General features: G+C 72.0%; 14 protein-coding genes and 1 pseudogene. 9 read left to right on the top strand and 6 right to left on the bottom strand.

The genetic code is table 11. The annotated features are described in order from the left end of the window. The first annotated feature begins 87 nt into the window (after nucleotides 1–87). Nucleotides 88–1,077 (top strand): hypothetical protein, encoded by a 990-nt coding sequence (locus tag CLV68_RS28970; protein ID WP_170224648.1) that lies wholly within the window; start codon nucleotides 88–90, stop codon nucleotides 1,075–1,077. Then, nucleotides 1,074–1,886, top strand: a complete 813-nt coding sequence (locus tag CLV68_RS28965; protein ID WP_121394171.1) for a hypothetical protein — start codon at nucleotides 1,074–1,076, stop codon at nucleotides 1,884–1,886. Before CLV68_RS28970 ends, CLV68_RS28965 begins: the two co-directional genes overlap by 4 nt. Before the next feature lie 5 nt (nucleotides 1,887–1,891). Here CLV68_RS28965 and CLV68_RS28960 read toward each other — a convergent pair whose 3' ends face one another. Continuing rightward, entirely contained in the window at nucleotides 1,892–2,632 is a 741-nt protein-coding gene (locus CLV68_RS28960; protein WP_147460200.1) for a hypothetical protein, read from the bottom strand. Nucleotides 2,633–2,766: 134 nt separating this feature from the next. Between CLV68_RS28960 and CLV68_RS28955 the strand changes: the two genes are divergently transcribed. Further along, nucleotides 2,767–3,549 (top strand): hypothetical protein, encoded by a 783-nt coding sequence (locus tag CLV68_RS28955; RefSeq protein WP_211346801.1) that lies wholly within the window; start codon nucleotides 2,767–2,769, stop codon nucleotides 3,547–3,549. 6 nt (nucleotides 3,550–3,555) lie between these two features. Then, nucleotides 3,556–4,755, top strand: coding sequence for a hypothetical protein (locus CLV68_RS28950; RefSeq protein ID WP_121394167.1), 1,200 nt, complete (start codon nucleotides 3,556–3,558; stop codon nucleotides 4,753–4,755). Here the strand turns inward: CLV68_RS28950 and CLV68_RS28945 are convergent. The 3 genes and pseudogenes from CLV68_RS28945 to CLV68_RS28935 all read right to left on the bottom strand — a co-directional run. Beyond that, complete coding sequence (locus CLV68_RS28945) at nucleotides 4,742–5,761, bottom strand: GNAT family N-acetyltransferase (RefSeq protein ID WP_121394165.1); 1,020 nt, start codon at nucleotides 5,759–5,761, stop codon at nucleotides 4,742–4,744. The two genes, CLV68_RS28950 and CLV68_RS28945, sit on opposite strands and share 14 nt — an antisense overlap. Then, entirely contained in the window at nucleotides 5,758–6,426 is a 669-nt protein-coding gene (locus tag CLV68_RS28940) for a hypothetical protein (protein ID WP_246010160.1), read from the bottom strand. Before CLV68_RS28940 ends, CLV68_RS28945 begins: the two co-directional genes overlap by 4 nt. 784 nt (nucleotides 6,427–7,210) lie before the next feature. Continuing rightward, nucleotides 7,211–9,418, bottom strand: a pseudogene (locus tag CLV68_RS28935) (terpene synthase family protein); the annotation flags it as partial. A 168-nt stretch (nucleotides 9,419–9,586) separates the two neighbouring features. Between CLV68_RS28935 and CLV68_RS28930 the strand changes: the two are divergent. Both CLV68_RS28930 and CLV68_RS28925 read left to right on the top strand, forming a co-directional pair. Beyond that, nucleotides 9,587–10,744, top strand: a complete 1,158-nt coding sequence (locus CLV68_RS28930; protein ID WP_121394163.1) for an MFS transporter — start codon at nucleotides 9,587–9,589, stop codon at nucleotides 10,742–10,744. 506 nt (nucleotides 10,745–11,250) lie between these two features. Next, complete coding sequence (locus CLV68_RS28925) at nucleotides 11,251–12,543, top strand: FAD-dependent monooxygenase (RefSeq protein WP_121394161.1); 1,293 nt, start codon at nucleotides 11,251–11,253, stop codon at nucleotides 12,541–12,543. Between the two features lie 18 nt (nucleotides 12,544–12,561). On the opposite strand, the gene CLV68_RS28920 is transcribed toward CLV68_RS28925, so the two are convergent. Then, nucleotides 12,562–12,927, bottom strand: coding sequence for an STAS domain-containing protein (locus CLV68_RS28920; RefSeq protein WP_121394159.1), 366 nt, complete (start codon nucleotides 12,925–12,927; stop codon nucleotides 12,562–12,564). Between the two features lie 102 nt (nucleotides 12,928–13,029). Beyond that, nucleotides 13,030–13,443, bottom strand: a complete 414-nt coding sequence (locus CLV68_RS28915; RefSeq protein WP_121394158.1) for a VOC family protein — start codon at nucleotides 13,441–13,443, stop codon at nucleotides 13,030–13,032. Nucleotides 13,444–13,535: 92 nt separating this feature from the next. Here CLV68_RS28915 and CLV68_RS28910 point away from each other — a divergent pair, with 92 nt between their 5' ends. From CLV68_RS28910 to hisG, 3 genes are all read left to right on the top strand, one after another. Continuing rightward, nucleotides 13,536–13,880: an ArsR/SmtB family transcription factor gene (locus CLV68_RS28910; RefSeq protein WP_121394156.1), complete on the top strand. Its 345-nt coding sequence runs from the start codon at nucleotides 13,536–13,538 to the stop codon at nucleotides 13,878–13,880. After that, nucleotides 13,877–14,476 carry an SRPBCC family protein gene (locus CLV68_RS28905; protein ID WP_121394154.1) on the top strand — a complete coding sequence of 200 codons (600 nt, stop codon included), beginning with the start codon at nucleotides 13,877–13,879 and terminating at the stop codon, nucleotides 14,474–14,476. Before CLV68_RS28910 ends, CLV68_RS28905 begins: the two co-directional genes overlap by 4 nt. A 644-nt stretch (nucleotides 14,477–15,120) precedes the next feature. Continuing rightward, nucleotides 15,121–15,978 (top strand): ATP phosphoribosyltransferase, encoded by an 858-nt coding sequence (hisG, locus tag CLV68_RS28900; RefSeq protein ID WP_121394152.1) that lies wholly within the window; start codon nucleotides 15,121–15,123, stop codon nucleotides 15,976–15,978. Nucleotides 15,979–15,983: the final 5 nt, after the last annotated feature.

The following is a 15,983-nucleotide window of genomic DNA, read 5'->3' as shown; positions in this document are numbered from 1 at the left end:
GTGGTCCTCCGGGAGAGTGTCGCCCGCGCGGGTGTCTCCCGCGGGGTCGGTGGAGCGTAGCCGGGGAGATCATGCGGCAGGGGGATCATGCACGGTGACCTGGTCGACCCGCTCACCGAGGTCGTCGACCCGGGGTGGGACCGGTTCGCCGCCGGGCAGGGCGCTTGCGTGCTGTGGCACGCCGACCCGTTGACCACGGCGGCCTGGGCGGGCCAGACGGCGACGGTCATGGCCGTCGTTCGCGATGGGACGGACGTGGCGGCGCTCTTCCACGCCCGGCTGCACGGACCCCAGGACTACCGCCGTTTCCACCGTTCTGGATCGGTTCCCCCCGTGGGATTCGTCGAGTGCAGGCTCTCCCCCGCCTCGCTCGCCGGGCACCTGTTCGCCACCGGCCTCGACGCGGCGGGCAGGCTGGCCGCCGTCGAGGCGTTCGAGCGGGCCGTCCGGTCGCGGTACCGGGTGGCCGGGTTCTGCTACCGGCACGTGGAATCCCAGGAAGTGCCCGCGTTCGACCGGGGCGCACGCCGGGTGCTCGCGGTGTCACCGGACACCGTGCTGACCGCCGAATGGTCCAGTGTGGACGGCTACCTGGCGCAGCTGCCGCCGAAGTGGCGCTCGCAGCTGCGCAAGATCCGGGCGACGGTGCGGTCCGCACCCGGGGTGCGCCGCGCGCTGGTGGACGAGGTGCCGCCCGCCGACGCGGCGCGGCTGGTGAACCTCGTCCGGTTCAAGCACCAGCGCCGCGGGGTCGTCCGCACGCCCATCCCGGAGCACTACTTCGAGCACCTCAACGCCGACCCCGGCACCCGGTTCTCGACCTACCGCGACGACCGCGGGCTGCTGGCGCTGTCCACCGTGCACGACAACGGGACCGACCTGACCATGAGCTACTGGGGCATCCGCGACCGCGTCGACGGCGGGCTGCCCAACCTCTACTTCGACCACTACGTCGACCTGGTCGAGCACACCATCGGCCTGGGCAGGGCCACGCTGCGGCCGGGCAAGGGGATGGCCAGGATCAAGGAGCGGTTCGGCGCGCGACCGGTCGCCAACCACCTGGTGGTGGGCTGGTGACCATTCTGGACAGTCTGCGAGCGCACACCCGAACGGTCGCCACCGCGTTGGGCCGTTCGCCGGATCGCGAGGCGCTCTCGCCGCGGTGCCCCCAGTGCGGGCGCGACGGGACGACGGCGGTCTACCGGCTCGGCCGCCGGTCCGCCCGGTTCTGGTGCGCCCGCTGCGAGGCCGTCGTGTCCACCCGGGACCTCGCCGCGCTGCGGGAGGTCCCCGCCCCGGTGTCACTCGTGCTGCCCGCGGACCCGCACGCCGGATACCTCGCTCCCCCGGTGCTCGCCTGGGCCAGGACGGCGGCCGCCAAGGCACTCGCCGCGACCGAGCTCGACCGGGCCACCTACTACCAACTGCACACCCGGTTCGACCGAACGGCCGAAGGATCCGTCCACAGTGGTCTACCCACGGTGTCCGCGGCGATAGGCCGATTGCACGAACGGTGCTACCGGGTAGACCTTGTGGTGGACGACCTCACCCTGACAGGTCCTGCGGCTCGCGAACGCGTCGACCACGCCCGGCGCTGGCTGGCCGGACCGGGGCGGACCCAGTGCTGGATCGTGTCACGGCACGTCGAAGACCGCCCCGAGGCGGAATTCATCGAACTGGCGGCCAAGGCGTACCTGCGCGGCGAGCCCCTGGAACGCGACCAGGCCACGGCGCTGCGAACCGGACTGTTCGGAACCGACGGCGGGCCACGCCCGATCGCGCTGCTGGAGCTGTTCACCCCCGACGAGATCACCGCGGCCGTCCGGGCCTACCGAACCGGCACCCAGCCACTGCGCGAGGCCGTGCTCGCGGCGCTCGACGGCTGAAGCGGTCAAGCTCCCAGGACGGGGCGGCCGTGCTCGCGGCAGATGCCCACCCGGTTCAGTCCTATATCGATCAAGACGCGCACCAGGGTGGGTCGCCGCCGACGCAGGGCGGTGACCAGCAGCCCACCGTCCCCGGGGGACACGTGGAAGCGGCGCCACAGGATGTGCCAGCGCGCGCACCCGTGCGGGCGAGCGGCGAAATAGCCGATGTGCCGGTTGTGCAGGACCGCGGGGCCGAGGATGTCGGTGGCCGACGTGAGCCTCCGGACGATCATGCCAGCGTGCCCGATCCTGGCGCTGACCTCGTCGGCGACCTCCGGCGGGGACACCAGGACGGTCTCGCCCGACGCGACCATGGCGCGGGCCGGACCGTCCGAGGCGGACAGATCGACGACATCGGCCGATGGCGCCAGGACGGGCGCGTACCGGGGTCCCAGCGCCCCCAACCGGGTCCACGGCACCACGGCCGAGCGGACCTCCAGCACCCCGACGCCGCCGACGCCCGCGACCAGCAGCGCGGTGGCCAGGTCACGCGGATCCCCGGTCCACAGCGTGGGTTCCGCCGCCGGGCGGTACGGACGCGACAACGGACACAACGCCCACAGCCGCCGCTCCAACTCCTCGACCGGGACCGGCCCCAGCCCCAGGCCACGGGCGTGCCGCTCCCGGTAGAACGGGACCTCGCGGACCGCCCGCGCACCCACCGCCGCGGCCGCGCGTTCCCAGGCCAACTGGGAATATCCCATCCGCCCACTCCCCACCCCGGTGCTCCGATTGGCCCCACGGCTTGCGCCGGGGAGCCGATCCCCCTTCCACACAAGGGATTCCCGCGTATTATGCCCATTCCGGATCGGGGCAACAGGGGCATGGAGTTCATCGCATGGCGGAAATCGGCACGGGCCTGCGCGCGCACAGGACGTTCATCATCATCACGGTCGCCGCGTTCGCGGCCGCCGCCGCGGTCTGGGTGGGCTTCCCGCACCAGAAATCGATCCCGAACCTGTGGGTGCTGCTGGCCAAGCTCGTCCCGTTCGTGCTCGCCGTCGAGGCCATCGCGGCCATGCGGTTCAGCCTCGCGTTACGGCACAAGATCGCCAGGGTCGCGGTGCCGCTGTGCTTCCTGGTGTTCTTCACCTACTTCGTCCCGTCGATCTTCTTCGCGGCGGGCAACGACAAGAGCATCTACTACCTGATCCTCACCCTGACCCCGTTCCTGATCCTGGCGCTGACCCTGTCGCACCGGCTCGGCGGCGGCACCGCGGGCGGGGCGCGCAGGCTCGGCTACGCGATGATCGTGCTGCAGCTCTCCGGCCTGGAGGACCTGGCCTTCCTCACCATCAACCCGCACACCGACCCGGCCTGGACGCCGATCCCCGAGGTGTGGACCTGGGCCGACCACATGACCGTCCGACTCGGACACCCGGCGTCGAAGTACGAGGCGTTCACCCTGATCGCCGTGCACGTCATCGTCGCCGTGCTGATCCTCACGCTGCCGGACCGGGTCTGGCGCAAGCTCTCCGGCCGGGGCAAGACCGCGCCCGAGGCCACCACCGCCGAGACCCCCGCTGTCGAGACCCCCGCTGCCGAGTCCTCGGCTGCCGAGACCACGAGCACCTCGAAGACCAACGCCGCTGAGACCGAGCCGACCACGGCCAAGGGCTGAGGCGGGGTGCGGGCCGCCCTTCGGGTCATCGCGGGCCGGGGGGCGGCGCGGGCGGGCATCCAACTGTCGATGCTCGCCCTGCTCCCGGTGTGGGGCGCCGACGACTTCGGCCGCTACGTCGCGGCCGCGGGCACGTTCGCCTGGGTGCAGACCCTGGTGATCGGCGTCGAGAAGTCCGCGCTGACCGCCGTCCCGCGCACCCGGGTGCTCGGCCCGCAGGTCACCTGGATGCTCATCGCGCGGGCGGCCGCCCCGTTCGGGCTCGGTCTGCTCGCGATGGCGGCGCTGCTGCCCGTGGGCGGACTGGTCGCTTTGTACGCCGCCGCGGCGGCGAACGCGGCCGGGCTCGGGCTCATGTCCGTCCTGGCCGCGGTACACCGTTTGGCCGAACGACCCGGTAGGGACACCGCGGCTTTCACGACGTACGCGGCCTGGGTCGTCGGTATGGCCGGTTTGGCCGCTCTCGGGGTGTTGCGCCCGTTGGGCTACCTGCTGGCGTTGACCGGCGGGCTGGTCGTGGTCTGCGCGGTGCTGGCCGCACTGGTCCCACGTGGACGTCCACACGAGACCCGGGAGGGCCTCGGCTCGCTGCTCAACCGGCGCGTGCTGCTGTTGGGCTTCTCCGACGTCGCCGACACCGCGGGCGTCTCGGTCCTCTACATCGTATTGGCCGTGGCGGCCACACCGTCCGAGACCGCCTTGGTATACGTGCTGATCCTGATCTCCAGCGCGCTCGGCGCGTTCGGCGTGTTGGTGCTCCGCCTCATCCAACCCGCCACCTCGCTCCGACTGCGCGGCACCGGCGGGGTGGGCGGTCGGGAACTGGCCCGGCGCATCACCGGCTGGACCGCCGCCGTGGCGGGACTCGTGGTGGTCGCCGTCGTCGCGTTGGCCGCGCTCGCCCCGGTCACCGAGAGCAGGCTGCTGCTGGGGTTCGTCGTCCTGGTGGAGATGACGAGCTTCTGCGCGGTGGTCTACGCGGTGTTCCTGCTGGAGAACACCAACGGTGCGGTGCTGTCGCTGACCACGTCCGCCGCGCTGGCGTCCCTGGTCGCCACCAGCGCCACCGCGCTGCTGGCGACGGGACCGCTCGGGGCGGTCGGCGCGTTCGCCGCGCTGGTGGTCGGCCTGGCCACGAAGGCCGCCGTGCTGCGACTGCGGCTCACTCCATCCACAGTGGACCTCCCGGTGGTCACCAGGGTCTGATCGGCACCGCCATCGCGGCCTGGTCGAACGGGACCGCGCCCAACGACTGCTTCTCCTGCGACTTGCCCTTGCCCAGCTCCACCCACTGCTTGCCGTTCGCGATGGCCCACTCGACCTGCTTGGCCAGGTGGTAGAAGTACAGGTACTTCGCACCGCCCTCGGCGGCGGGCCGCTGCGTCCAGGACCGGACGATGGGCACCGTCGGGTGGTCGAGCGCGGTGCCGAACGCGATCAGGTCGCCGGTGGCGCGGTCGATGTAGCTCGTGGAGTGCACGTCCGGTTGCGCCACAAGGGCTTGGAGGTAGGCGGTCAGCACCCGGATGCGCGGGATGAGCTTGCCGCCGTACTTGTCGTCGTTCCACCGCATCGCCTCGATCACCCGCACGACGTCGAGGTCGGTGGTCGCGGTCTCGATCCGGATCTCCAGGCCGTCGTTCTCCCGCACCCGCCGGAAGATCCCCCGCAGGTTGCTGCGCCTGCTGCGGCTCAACGACATCAGCCACGCCTCCGGGTCCGACCACTCGTGCACCGGGAACGTCCAGATCCGCTCGGTCGGGCGCACCACCTTGAGGCGCCCCACTTTCGCGGCCTGTTCCTCGGTGACCTGGCGCAGCACCAAGGCAAGGCAACCCGGACCGAGCTCGCGGCGCATCGCGCGCGCGTAGGTTTCGGTGAGCGCGGTGATCGGCACGTCGGCGGCCAACCACCAACCGGGGACCGCACCACTGCCGGGACCGCGCACGTGCACGGCGCCGAGCCACGGCCTGGATGTGGCGCCGGTGAAGGAGAACCGGTGTAGCGGCGCCCCGAGCCACGCCGCGTTGACCACGGCTTTCGGTGTGGTGCCGTCGAACAGGACGGTGACCAACTGGACGGTCCTGGCGCCCCACGCCTGCGCGGCGAGCACCTCCCACGCCCAGTCCGCGCGCAAACCCGCCGTGCCGCGCAGTTCCGCCCAGTACCCGGGTTCCGGGTCGGTGCGCGGGTCGAGGATCTCCGCCCTCATGCCGCGATCACCGGCGTCCGGTGCCGGGGACAACGGGCGATCCGGCCCGACGCGCCCGCGGGCACGATGTCGACCAGTCGCGGGGATCGCTGGAGCAGCAAGGTGAAAGCGAGGCCCAGCGGGGTCTCCCTGGCGTACACGCGCGGCCAGTCGATGTGCCAGTTGCCGCAGTCGCGGACTCCCCCGAGCACCCCGAGCAGGTCGTCGACCAGCACGCCCTCGGTGCCGCGTTCGGCCAAGGTGACCAGCGGGACCCTGGGGATGTCCCGGCCGACCCCGGCGAGCTGCCCCGGGGTGCCGACGGCGAGCACGTGACCGCGCGGTTCGTCCGGTGTGGACTCGAAGGCGACCGCGCGCGGGTGGTACTCGGGGGCGGCGCCGATGATCAGCGTGTCCGGGGAGATCCTGGCGCACTGGTGCAGCACGATCTCCAGGCCCCGCAGCGGATCCGGGGTCGCGGACCCACCGGCGAGCGGCACCAGGTCCGGCAGGCGCCCGGCGAGGTCGGCCACCGGGACAGCACCGTCGTAGTCCCCCGTCCTGCCCGCGACCACGACCGGGTCCGTGCGGCCGTGCAGGGCCCATCGCTCCCGGTAGAACGGAACCGTCGCGAACGACGACCGCACCACCTGGCGGTAAAGCGCCCGCCACCCGAATGTCCACACGATCGCGCAGTGTGCCACGCGAACCCAACCCGCTTACCCCCATGCCCCACGATTGCGCCGACCGGGCTAGTAGTGACACTCCCTCCCGCCACCCGCCCCCACATCCCCGCCCGGCATCGTTCCCGACTGTGCCTATTCCCTCCCGCCACCCGCCCCCACATCCCCGCCCGGCATCGTTCCCGACTTGGCAGGTCACCTCGCCCGGGATCGTTCCCGGCTTGGCGGATCACCCCGCCCAGCGCCATCGCAGGCTGTGGCTGCACCTCGTGCGGGTCTGCTTACCTGGCCAGAACACCGATATACCCCCCGACCGCCGTTGGTCGAGGGGCATACCGTCCTTGCGGGTTCAGCTTGTGGCGGCTGCTCCGGCCGCGCGGGTGGGCGGGGTGACGCGGGCGGCGGCGGTGCCCAGGCCGCTGAAGCCGCGGGGGATGGCGGGAGTGGGGCCGCTGCTCTTGGCGCCGGGGCGGGGCGGAAGGGCGGACTCGTCGAGGGGCTTCACCCTGGCCGCGGCGGTGCCGAGGCCACTGGGCTGGTGCGGCAGGCTCGAGGTCGCCGGCGGCGAGGAACCGTCCACTCCGGCCGACTCAGCGCTCCTGCCCGCGGCCGACACCGGGGCGGTCGGCGGGACGCCGGGGGTGCTGATGGCGCCGGAGGTCCCGGAACCGTCCACGCCCGCCGACTCCGCGGCTCGGCCGATCACCGACGCCGCACCTCGCAGGCCACTCGGGACTCGGCTGGGCGCGCCCGCCATCGCGGGCTGACGGGCCGGGGCGCTCGGCTGGGTGATCCGGAACGCCGAGGTGCCCAGACCGCTGGGCAGGTGCGGGAAGCCGGTGTCGCGGGGGGCGCCGGGGCTCTCCGGGAAGTGGCGCAGCAGGTCGGGCTCGGCGTAGCGGCGGCAGCCCTCGTGCCACTCGAGGATGCCCGAGAGCCAGTTGCGCAGCTCCTCGGCGTACCCGAGCAGGGTGCGCTGGGCGTCGTCGTCGAGGTCGAAGTCCTCGAACAGGGCGGGCAGGCCGGTGGCCACGACGTGCTCGAACTCGCGCATCCTGGAGTCCATCAGGTCGCCGACGATGGTCATCGCCGTCTGCGCGTCGGTGTCGAAGAAGTTGCGCACCACCAGCACGAGGTTGTGGATCTCGCCCTCGAACTGGATCTCCTTCTGGTAGGAGTAGATGTCGTTGATCATGCAGGCGTAGTCCATGGCCGAGTTCTCCATGGCCAGCACCGGGCGGCTGCGGTACACCTCGGGCGGCACGGTCCTGCCGTGGCCGATGCGCGAGAGGCTCATGGTCAGCTCGGAGCCGAACGTGCGGCGCCGCATCTCGATGTAGTCGACCGGGTCCGGGATGCGGTTGTGGTAGGCGTTGACCAGCTCCCACACCCAGCTGTCGGCCATGATCTCGATGGCGTGCCGGAACTGGGCCCTGGCGTCGAGGGCCATCGGCGCGGTGGTGCGGGTCCACAGGTCGAGCAGGCCGCGCTCCAGGGCGTTGACCGGCTCCGGGGTCGGCTCGCCGTCGAGCGGCATGAGCTGCGAGAACCGCTCGGTCTGCGCCTTGGCGGCCGGGTAGCTCTCCGGGGTGCGGAAGAACACCGGGTAGTAGTCGTCGCCGTAGGTGCCCCAGGCGAGCCAACCGGAGGAGATGTCGAGCGCGTCGGCGGAGGCGTCCGGGTGGATGCCCGCCGCGCACAGCGGCAGGTCGTAGTCGCGGAAGCGCTCCTCGTCCCACAGGCCGGGGACCTCGTCGATGATGCCGACCGCGTGCCCCCAGGCGATGACGTTCTCCCTGGCCTGCTCAAGGTGCGGGTTGGACCGGACCGGGAACGGCATCCGCAGCTCGGGCTTGGTCACGTGCCCCGACTGCTCGAACGGGACGTGGGTGAACGAGCGGGCCCGCTGGTCGTGGCTGGCCAGCAACGACGGCACGATTCTGGCCGCGGAGGTGCCCAGGCCCAGCGGCCCGGACAGGGTGCCGGTGCCGGGGGCGCCGCCGTCGTTCATGTACCGGCTGGAGCGCATGTGCCACTCGTGGCCGCCGGACTGCCAGTCCTGCAGGCCCTTGACGTAAGCGAGCACGCCCAGCCGCGAGACCGGGTCGACGGCGTGCTCGTCGAACAGCGGCGGCAGCTCGGTGAGGGTGGTGTGCTCGAACTGGTGCAGCCGGGAGGTGAGCAGGTCGTTGACCGACTCGGCCGCCTCCTGGGTGCCGATGCCGAGGAACTTCTCGAACACCAGCACACCGTTGCTCAGCTCGCCCTCGTCGAGCACCTCGCGCTCGTAGGAGAACAGGTCGTTGCGCAGGTGCACGGCGTCGGAGAAGGTGTCGCGCAGCACGTGCATGGGTCGGCTCTCGGCGATCACGGCGGGCACCGCGGCGCCGACGGCGTGCTCCACCAGGTTCGCCGACCAGGGCGCGCCACCGACCTTGCGGCGCATCTCGATGTACTCGAGCGGGTTGGACACCCGACCCGCGTCGATGTTCGCCAGCTCCCACAGCGACTCGTCGAGCAGGTTCTTGGTGCTCTCGACGAACCGGCGCCGCCAGTCCGACGACATCGCGGGGGTGGTGCGCTCCCACAGGTCGGCAAGACCGGCCTCGACCGGGTTGGTGGGGGTCTCGGTGATGGGGCCCTCGACCGGCATGAACAGCCGCAGGCGGTCGAGGTAGGCGCGGGCGCCGGGGATGTCGCGGGTGCGCTTGAACAGCTCCAGGAAGTGGTCGTCGAAGTAGAAGACCCACACGTACCAGTCGGTGATGAGGTCCAACTCGGTCGCGTCGCAGTCCGGGTGGGTGTAGGCGCACAACAGCGCGTAGTCGTGGGCGTCGAGGTCGGCCTCGGTCCAGATCATCGTCCCCTGCTGCGGGACGTCGATCATCTCCATCCGCCGCGCCCACACCTTGCTGTGCGCGCGGGCGGTCTCCAGGTTCGGGTTCAGCCGTGCCGGGTAAGGCATGTAGAACTCCGGCAGCGTGAACGGCTGCATCGACACACCCGACCTTCCTGGGGACCCGAGGCCCCGACGACCCTGCGACGCGGTGAAGAGAACCAGTGGTCAGCACCGTGGGCCAACCCCCTGACCCGGAAACCACCCGATCGAGCCGCTCAAGATCGAGAACAACCACTCACCGTGCGTCCCGTAGGGTCGACGGACATGCCGCCGTCCACAGCCGACACCCGCGCGCGGGCCGCCGTCGCCGGGGTCTTCCTGACCAACGGCGCGCTGTACGCGAGCGTCGTACCCCGGCTGCCGGAGATCAAGGCCGGACTCGACCTGAGCAACGCCGCCCTGGGCACCGCGATCGCGGCGTCCCCGCTGGGCGCGCTGGTCGCCGGGCTGTTCGCGCCCGCGCTGATCACCCGCCTGCGGTCGTCCCGGGTGGCCGCACTGGGGATCGTCGCGCTGGCGGTGACCGTCGTGGCCATCGGCCTGGCCCCGGGCTGGCTGTTCCTGGCACTGGCGATGTTCGCGGCGGGCGCCCTGGACTCGGTGGTCGACGTCGCGCAGAACACGCACGGCCTGCGGGTCCAGCGGCGGTACGGGCGGTCGATCGTGAACTCGTTCCACGGGGTGTGGAGTATCGGCGCGGTCAGCGGGGGTCTGCTCGGGGCGGCGGCGGCGGGCTTGGCGGTACCGCTCGCGGTGCACCTGATCGCGGCTGCCGCGCTGTTCAGCGGGGTCGCGGTGGTCTGCTACCGCTTCATGCTGCCGGGCCCGGACGACTCCGAACGCACCCCGTCGATCCACGCTTCCGGCCGCGCGGTGTGGCTGCTGGTGGCGTTCGGGGTGCTCGCGGCTTGCGGGGCCCTGGTCGAGGACAGCGGGTCATCGTGGTCGGCGATCTACCTGTCGGGGTCCCTGGGGGCCGGAGCGGCGACGGCGGGGCTGGGGTTCGTGTGCCTGCAATCCGCGATGACCGTGGGGCGTCTGCTCGGGGACCGCGTGACGGACCGGTTCGGCCAGCGCCGGGTGGTGCGGTGGGGTGGGGTGTTGGCGGCCGTCGGGATGGGGTTCGCGCTCGCGGTGCCCTCGGTGGGGACGACGCTGGTGGGATTCACGCTCGCAGGCTTGGGAACAGCGACTCTTGTTCCGGCCGCGATGCATAGCGCTGACGAGCTTCCTGGGCTTACGGCGGGGGTGGCGCTGACCGTGGTGAGCTGGATGCTGCGGATCGGATCGCTGGTGGCGGCGCCGGTGACTGGGGTGATCGCGGACGTGAGCAGCCTCCGGGTCGGGCTGCTGAGCGTGGTGTTCGCGGGGGTGGTGGTCTTGTTCCTGAGCCGCACCTTGTCCAACTCGACCGCACACTGACCCCCGGCGCTGGGCGCCAGCGAGCAACCTGGGCAGGGGGCAGGCTAGCCGTCGTGAGTGTGATCGCGGAGGTCAGCAGCCGTTGCATGAGATTGGCGAGCTCGGCGTTCACGGGGGTGGCGGTCTTATTCTTGGGCCACACCTTGCCCAACTCGACCACCCGCCTGCACTGACTCTCCGGCGTTCGGTGCTGTGACTCAAGATCAAACCGATCGGAGCAGCCCCCGATATACAGCTTACCGAGAGCCACCGACAAAACGACGTGACCGGCGGCTGGCCTGTGGACAACCACCGGCCGTCCGCGCCTTCTCCTCAGGCAGACCGCCCGTCCCTGCGGCTGGCCGCCTTTCCCTGCCGTGGCTGTCTCTCCGATGTGCACTCGCCCCCACGTCCGGCCGCCCCCCGACTCCGGCCACCTCAAGTCCATTATCTTGATAGCTGATTGCGCATGTGGGATAGCTAGGTGTTGGTGATGGGCAGTGAGCGCGGCGTGGTACTAGGGAGGGGTGTCTCAGGTTGTGGTGGTGGGTGCCGGACCGGTTGGGCTGACGGTGGCGGCGTTGTTGGGGCGGTTCGGGGTTGATGTCCTGGTGTTGGAGCGGCACCCGCGGGCGTACGGGTTGCCGCGGGCGGTGCACCTCGATGGGGACGCGGTGCGGGTGTTGCAGGCCGCGGGGGTCGGGGGGCGGTTCCGGGCGGTGAGCCGGGGGATGCCGGGGCTGCGGCTGGTCGACCCGGGCGGCCGGGTGCTGGCGGAGTTCGCCAGGGGGCTGGGCGAGTTCCCGGAGTCGTCGATGTTCCACCAGCCCGACCTGGACCGGGTGCTGCTCGACGAGGTCGGCGACCGGGTGCGCCGGGGCGTCACCGTCACCGGGGTCACCGACCGCGGGGTGCGGACCGACCGCGGCGACGTCGACGCCCGGTTCGTGCTGGCGTGCGACGGGGCGGACAGCTTCGTGCGGCGGCACCTGGGGATCGCGAGCCGGGAGCTGGGGCGGCCGCAGGCGTGGATGGTGGTGGACGTGCGCGGCCGGGACGGGCTGGTCGACTGGGGCGGGGTGCACCAGGTGTGCGACCGGCGGCGGCCCGCGACGTACATGCGGGTCACCGGGGACCACCACCGGTGGGAGTTCCGGGTGGGCGGGCAGCCGCGCGCGGCGCCGTGGGCCGGTGGCGAGGTCGTGCGCGCCGCGACCTACACGTTCCGCTCCCGGGTGGCGCGGCGGTGGCGGGTCGGCCCGGTGTTCCTGCTGGGCGACGCCGCGCACGAGGGGCCGCCGTTCGTCGGCCAGGGGCTCGGGTCGGGGCTGCGCGACGCGCACAACCTGGCGTGGAAGCTCGCCCTCGTCCTGCGCGGCGGCGACCCCGCGGTGCTCGACACGTACCAGTCCGAACGGTTGCCGCAGGCGGTGCGCACGATCCGCGCGGCGCAGGTGGTCGGCTGGGCGTTGGGCGCTGGACCCGCGCGGCGGCAACTGATCCGCGCCGCTGCCCGCGTCCCCGGTGTGGCCGCCGCGGCGGGGAGGCTGCCCACTCCCCCGCTCGACCCCGGTCCGCTGGTGGGCCGAGGCCGGTTGGCCGGGCGCGTGTGCCCGCAGTGGTCCACCCCGGACGGCTGGACGGACGACCTGCTCGGCGACCGGCCGCGCGTGGTCGACCTCGACTCCCCCTACCGGGACTGGCTCCGCGCGGCCGGGGCCCGCGCCGCGCTCATCCGTCCCGACCGGATAGTCCTGGACACCGCGAGGTCCACCTCGGACATCACCCGGCTCGCCGCGGTGGCCGCCGCGCTGACCTGAACCAGGCCCGTTCTCGGGCTAGGCCAACGGTTCCCGGTCGGACTCGCGCAGGGCGGCCGCCACCGAGTGCGACAGCGCTACCGGTCGGACGGTGCCCGCGAGCGTGATCGTGCGGTGGGGGGCCGAGTCCTCGGCGGCGACGACCACCAGCCTGCCGCCGGTCTCGTCGGCGCGGTAGGCGGCGGTGACGATGACGTCGACGCCCGCGGCGCTGAGGAAGCGGACAGCGGTCAGGTCGAGCAGGACGGTCGCGTGGTCGGTCTGGGCCGCGCTGAGGTGGTGGTCGAGCAGGTGGGCGCTGGACATGTCCACCTCGCCGGTGACCACCAGCACCGCGTGCGCGGGGCCGGGGACGCGGACGAAGTCGAGCAGGGGACGCGTCAACGACGCCGCCCGAGGTCACACATCCGCATGGCGCTCAAGTGTAACCACTCGGCGCGGACCGGGGAGCGGCGATTATCAGCTAGTCCACAGTGGATGGACGGGTCAGCCCAGGCAGAGTTCGTTGCCCTCCGGGTCGGCGAGCACGATGTGGTGACCGGCGAACTCACCCAGTCGGGTAGCCCCGGCGGCGACAAAACGGTCGGCGGCCTCGGTGATCCGCGCCCACCGCCGCTCCGGGGTGCCGGTACCGGCGACCCGGACGTCCATGTGCAACCGGTTCTTCGCGGTCTTCGGTTCCGGGACCGGCAGTAAGGAAAGGCGCGGTGCCACACCGTCCGGGTCGTACAGCCAGGCGGCCGCACCGCCGTCGTCGTCCCCGAACTGCTCCAGCCACTCCGCGCGCGTGGCGAACGGCGCGGGCGGCGGCTCGTCGACATAGCCGAGCACGGTCTTGTAGAACTCCGCGAGCCGCAGCGGGTCCGCGCAGTCCAGCGTGAGGTCGACCTTGAACGCCATGGGATCCCCCTTCGTCGGCGACGGAACCCTACGACGGGGGTCCGACAATCCCGTCCTTGACTTATATAAGTCCGTGCTGACACAGTGGCGCCGTGCACGCGTTCGACGTCCTCGGGGACCCCGTCCGCCGCCGGATCCTCGAACTGCTCGCCGACGGCGAGCGCTCGGCCGGGTCGATCACCGAGATCGTCCGGTCGGAGTTCGGCATCTCGCAGCCCGGCGTCTCCCAGCACCTGCGGGTGTTGCGGGAGAACGGTTTCACCTCGGTGCGCGCCGAGGGGACCCGGCGGCTGTACGCGGTCGACGCGGACCCGCTGCGGGAGGTCGACCAGTGGCTGGACCGGTTCCGCCGGTTCTGGGACCAGCGCCTCGACGCCCTGGCGACCGAGTTGGCCAGGGGCAGGCGCGCGGCACCGGACAACGAGGAGCAACCATGATCGACATCGGTGCGCAGATCGGCGCGACCGGCCGCGCGGTCACCGAGGCCGACGGCCTGGTCCGGGTCCTGCTGACCCGCGACTACGACGCCGAGCCCGCCGACGTGTGGGACGCGCTGACCGACCCGGACCGGCTGCGGCGCTGGTTCCTGCCGATCACCGGCGACCTGCGCGTCGGCGGCCGGTTCCAACTGGAGGGCAACGCGGGCGGGGAGATCCTGCACTGCGAGCCGCCCACCCGGCTGCGGGTCACCTTCGGCGACGCGACCAGCCTCGTGGAGGTCCGGTTGGTCGCGGGAGAGCGGACCCGGTTGGAGTTGGAGCACAGCGTCCCGGTGGCCTTCGCGGGGAACGCGGCGGGGTCGCTGTTCGTCGGCCCCGGCTGGGACGGGGCGGTATTGGGGCTCGCGTTGTACCTGGCGGGCGAGGTGGCCGACGACCCGGTCGCGGCGGCGAACTCGCTGGAGGCGCAGCGGTTCAACCTGGCGTCCATCGAGGCGTGGGTGGCGGCGAGCACCGGGGCCGCTTCCGCTGCCGAGATCGAGGCCGGCCGGACCGCGGCCCTTGCGCAATACTGTCCGGACGTCAAGAACTGACGCTCCGCATACACCCGTTCGGCGCAAACCAGCCTGCTATCGGGCGAATGGTGCATAACCCGAAACTATGAGTCATTGGGATGGGCGCGTCAGCGACCAACCCGGCATGCTCAAGTCACCCTGCACCACTCCGATCGGAGCTTCGCACGGCCGTCGCGGAAACCGGCCGTCGGCTCCGGGCCCCGGGTCACCCGAATGGTGGGTCGGCCACGGGTACGGGCCGGACACGCGACCTACGCCCTGCGTGTCCGGCCTCGCCTGTGTCACTCTCCCCCGCCGCCCGCCCCCTCGCCCCGCCCGGCATCGTTCCCGGCTTGGCAGCGGAGGGTCACCCGGCATCGGTCCCGGCTTGGCAGCGGACAGTCGCCGGTGGTGTACCCGGCCTGGCGAGTGAACAGGCACCGCATCGGTCCCGGCTTGGCGGCAAAGGGTCGCCTCCCGTGCACCCGGCCTGGCAGTAACCGGTCTTCGACGTCGTTCGCCACCTGGTAACGAACGGTTGCTTGGGCGAGTGGTGACCTGGAGATCCACGGGCTGGTGTTCAGGCAGTTGGGTTCGTGGGTTTGTGGGTACCGGTGGGGGTCATCGGGTGTTCAGGTGCGGGGCGTGGGGGGTGGGGGTGGGGTGTGGCAGGATCCCGGCGCGTGACCACGCTACGTATCGCCGTGCCCAACAAGGGGTCGCTCAGCCTCCCCTCCGACCAGCTCCTCACCGCGGCGGGGTACCGGGTCCATCGCGCGAACCGCGAGCTCATGATCGACGACGCCCGCAACGACGTGCGCTTCTTCTTCCTGCGGCCCCGCGACATCGCGCTCTACGTCGGCTCCGGCACGCTCGACGCGGGGATCACCGGGCGTGACCTGCTGCTCGACGCCGACACCGGCGCCGAGGAGGTGCTGCCGCTGGGCTACTCGGCGTCGACGTTCCGGTTCGCGGCCCGGCCGGGGGACCTCACCGCGGTGGCCGACCTCGCGGGCAAGCGGGTCGCCACCAGCTACCCGGGACTGGTCGCGGCGCACCTGGCCGAGCACGGCGTCGAGGCCAGGCTGGTCCGGCTCGACGGCGCGGTGGAGACCTCGGTGCAGCTGGGCATCGCCGACGCGGTGGCCGACGTGGTGGAGACCGGGACCAGCCTGCGCAACTCCGGGCTGGCGGTGTTCGGCGAGCCGATCCTGCGCTCGGAGGCCGTGCTGATCCGCAGGCCGGACGCCGACGAGGCGGTCGCCACCGCGGTGGAACGGGTCCGCCGCAGGCTCAAGGGCGTCCTCATCGCCCGCCAGTACGTGATGATCGACTACGACTGCCCGACCGACGTCCAGGAAGCCGCCTGCGCGCTGACCCCGGGCATCGAGTCCCCCACGGTGTCCCCGCTGGCCCGCGAGGGCTGGGTGGCCGTCCGCTCCCTGGTCCTGCGCGACCGCGCCCCCTTCGTCATGGACGAACTCTGGGAGGTCGGCGCCCGCGCGATCCTCGTCACCCCCCTCGAGTCCAGCCGCATCTAGCCGCA

Source organism: Actinokineospora cianjurensis (assembly GCF_003663795.1).
Classification (GTDB): Bacteria; Actinomycetota; Actinomycetes; order Mycobacteriales; family Pseudonocardiaceae; genus Actinokineospora; species Actinokineospora terrae.
This window is presented reverse-complemented; position numbering and strand designations above follow the sequence as displayed.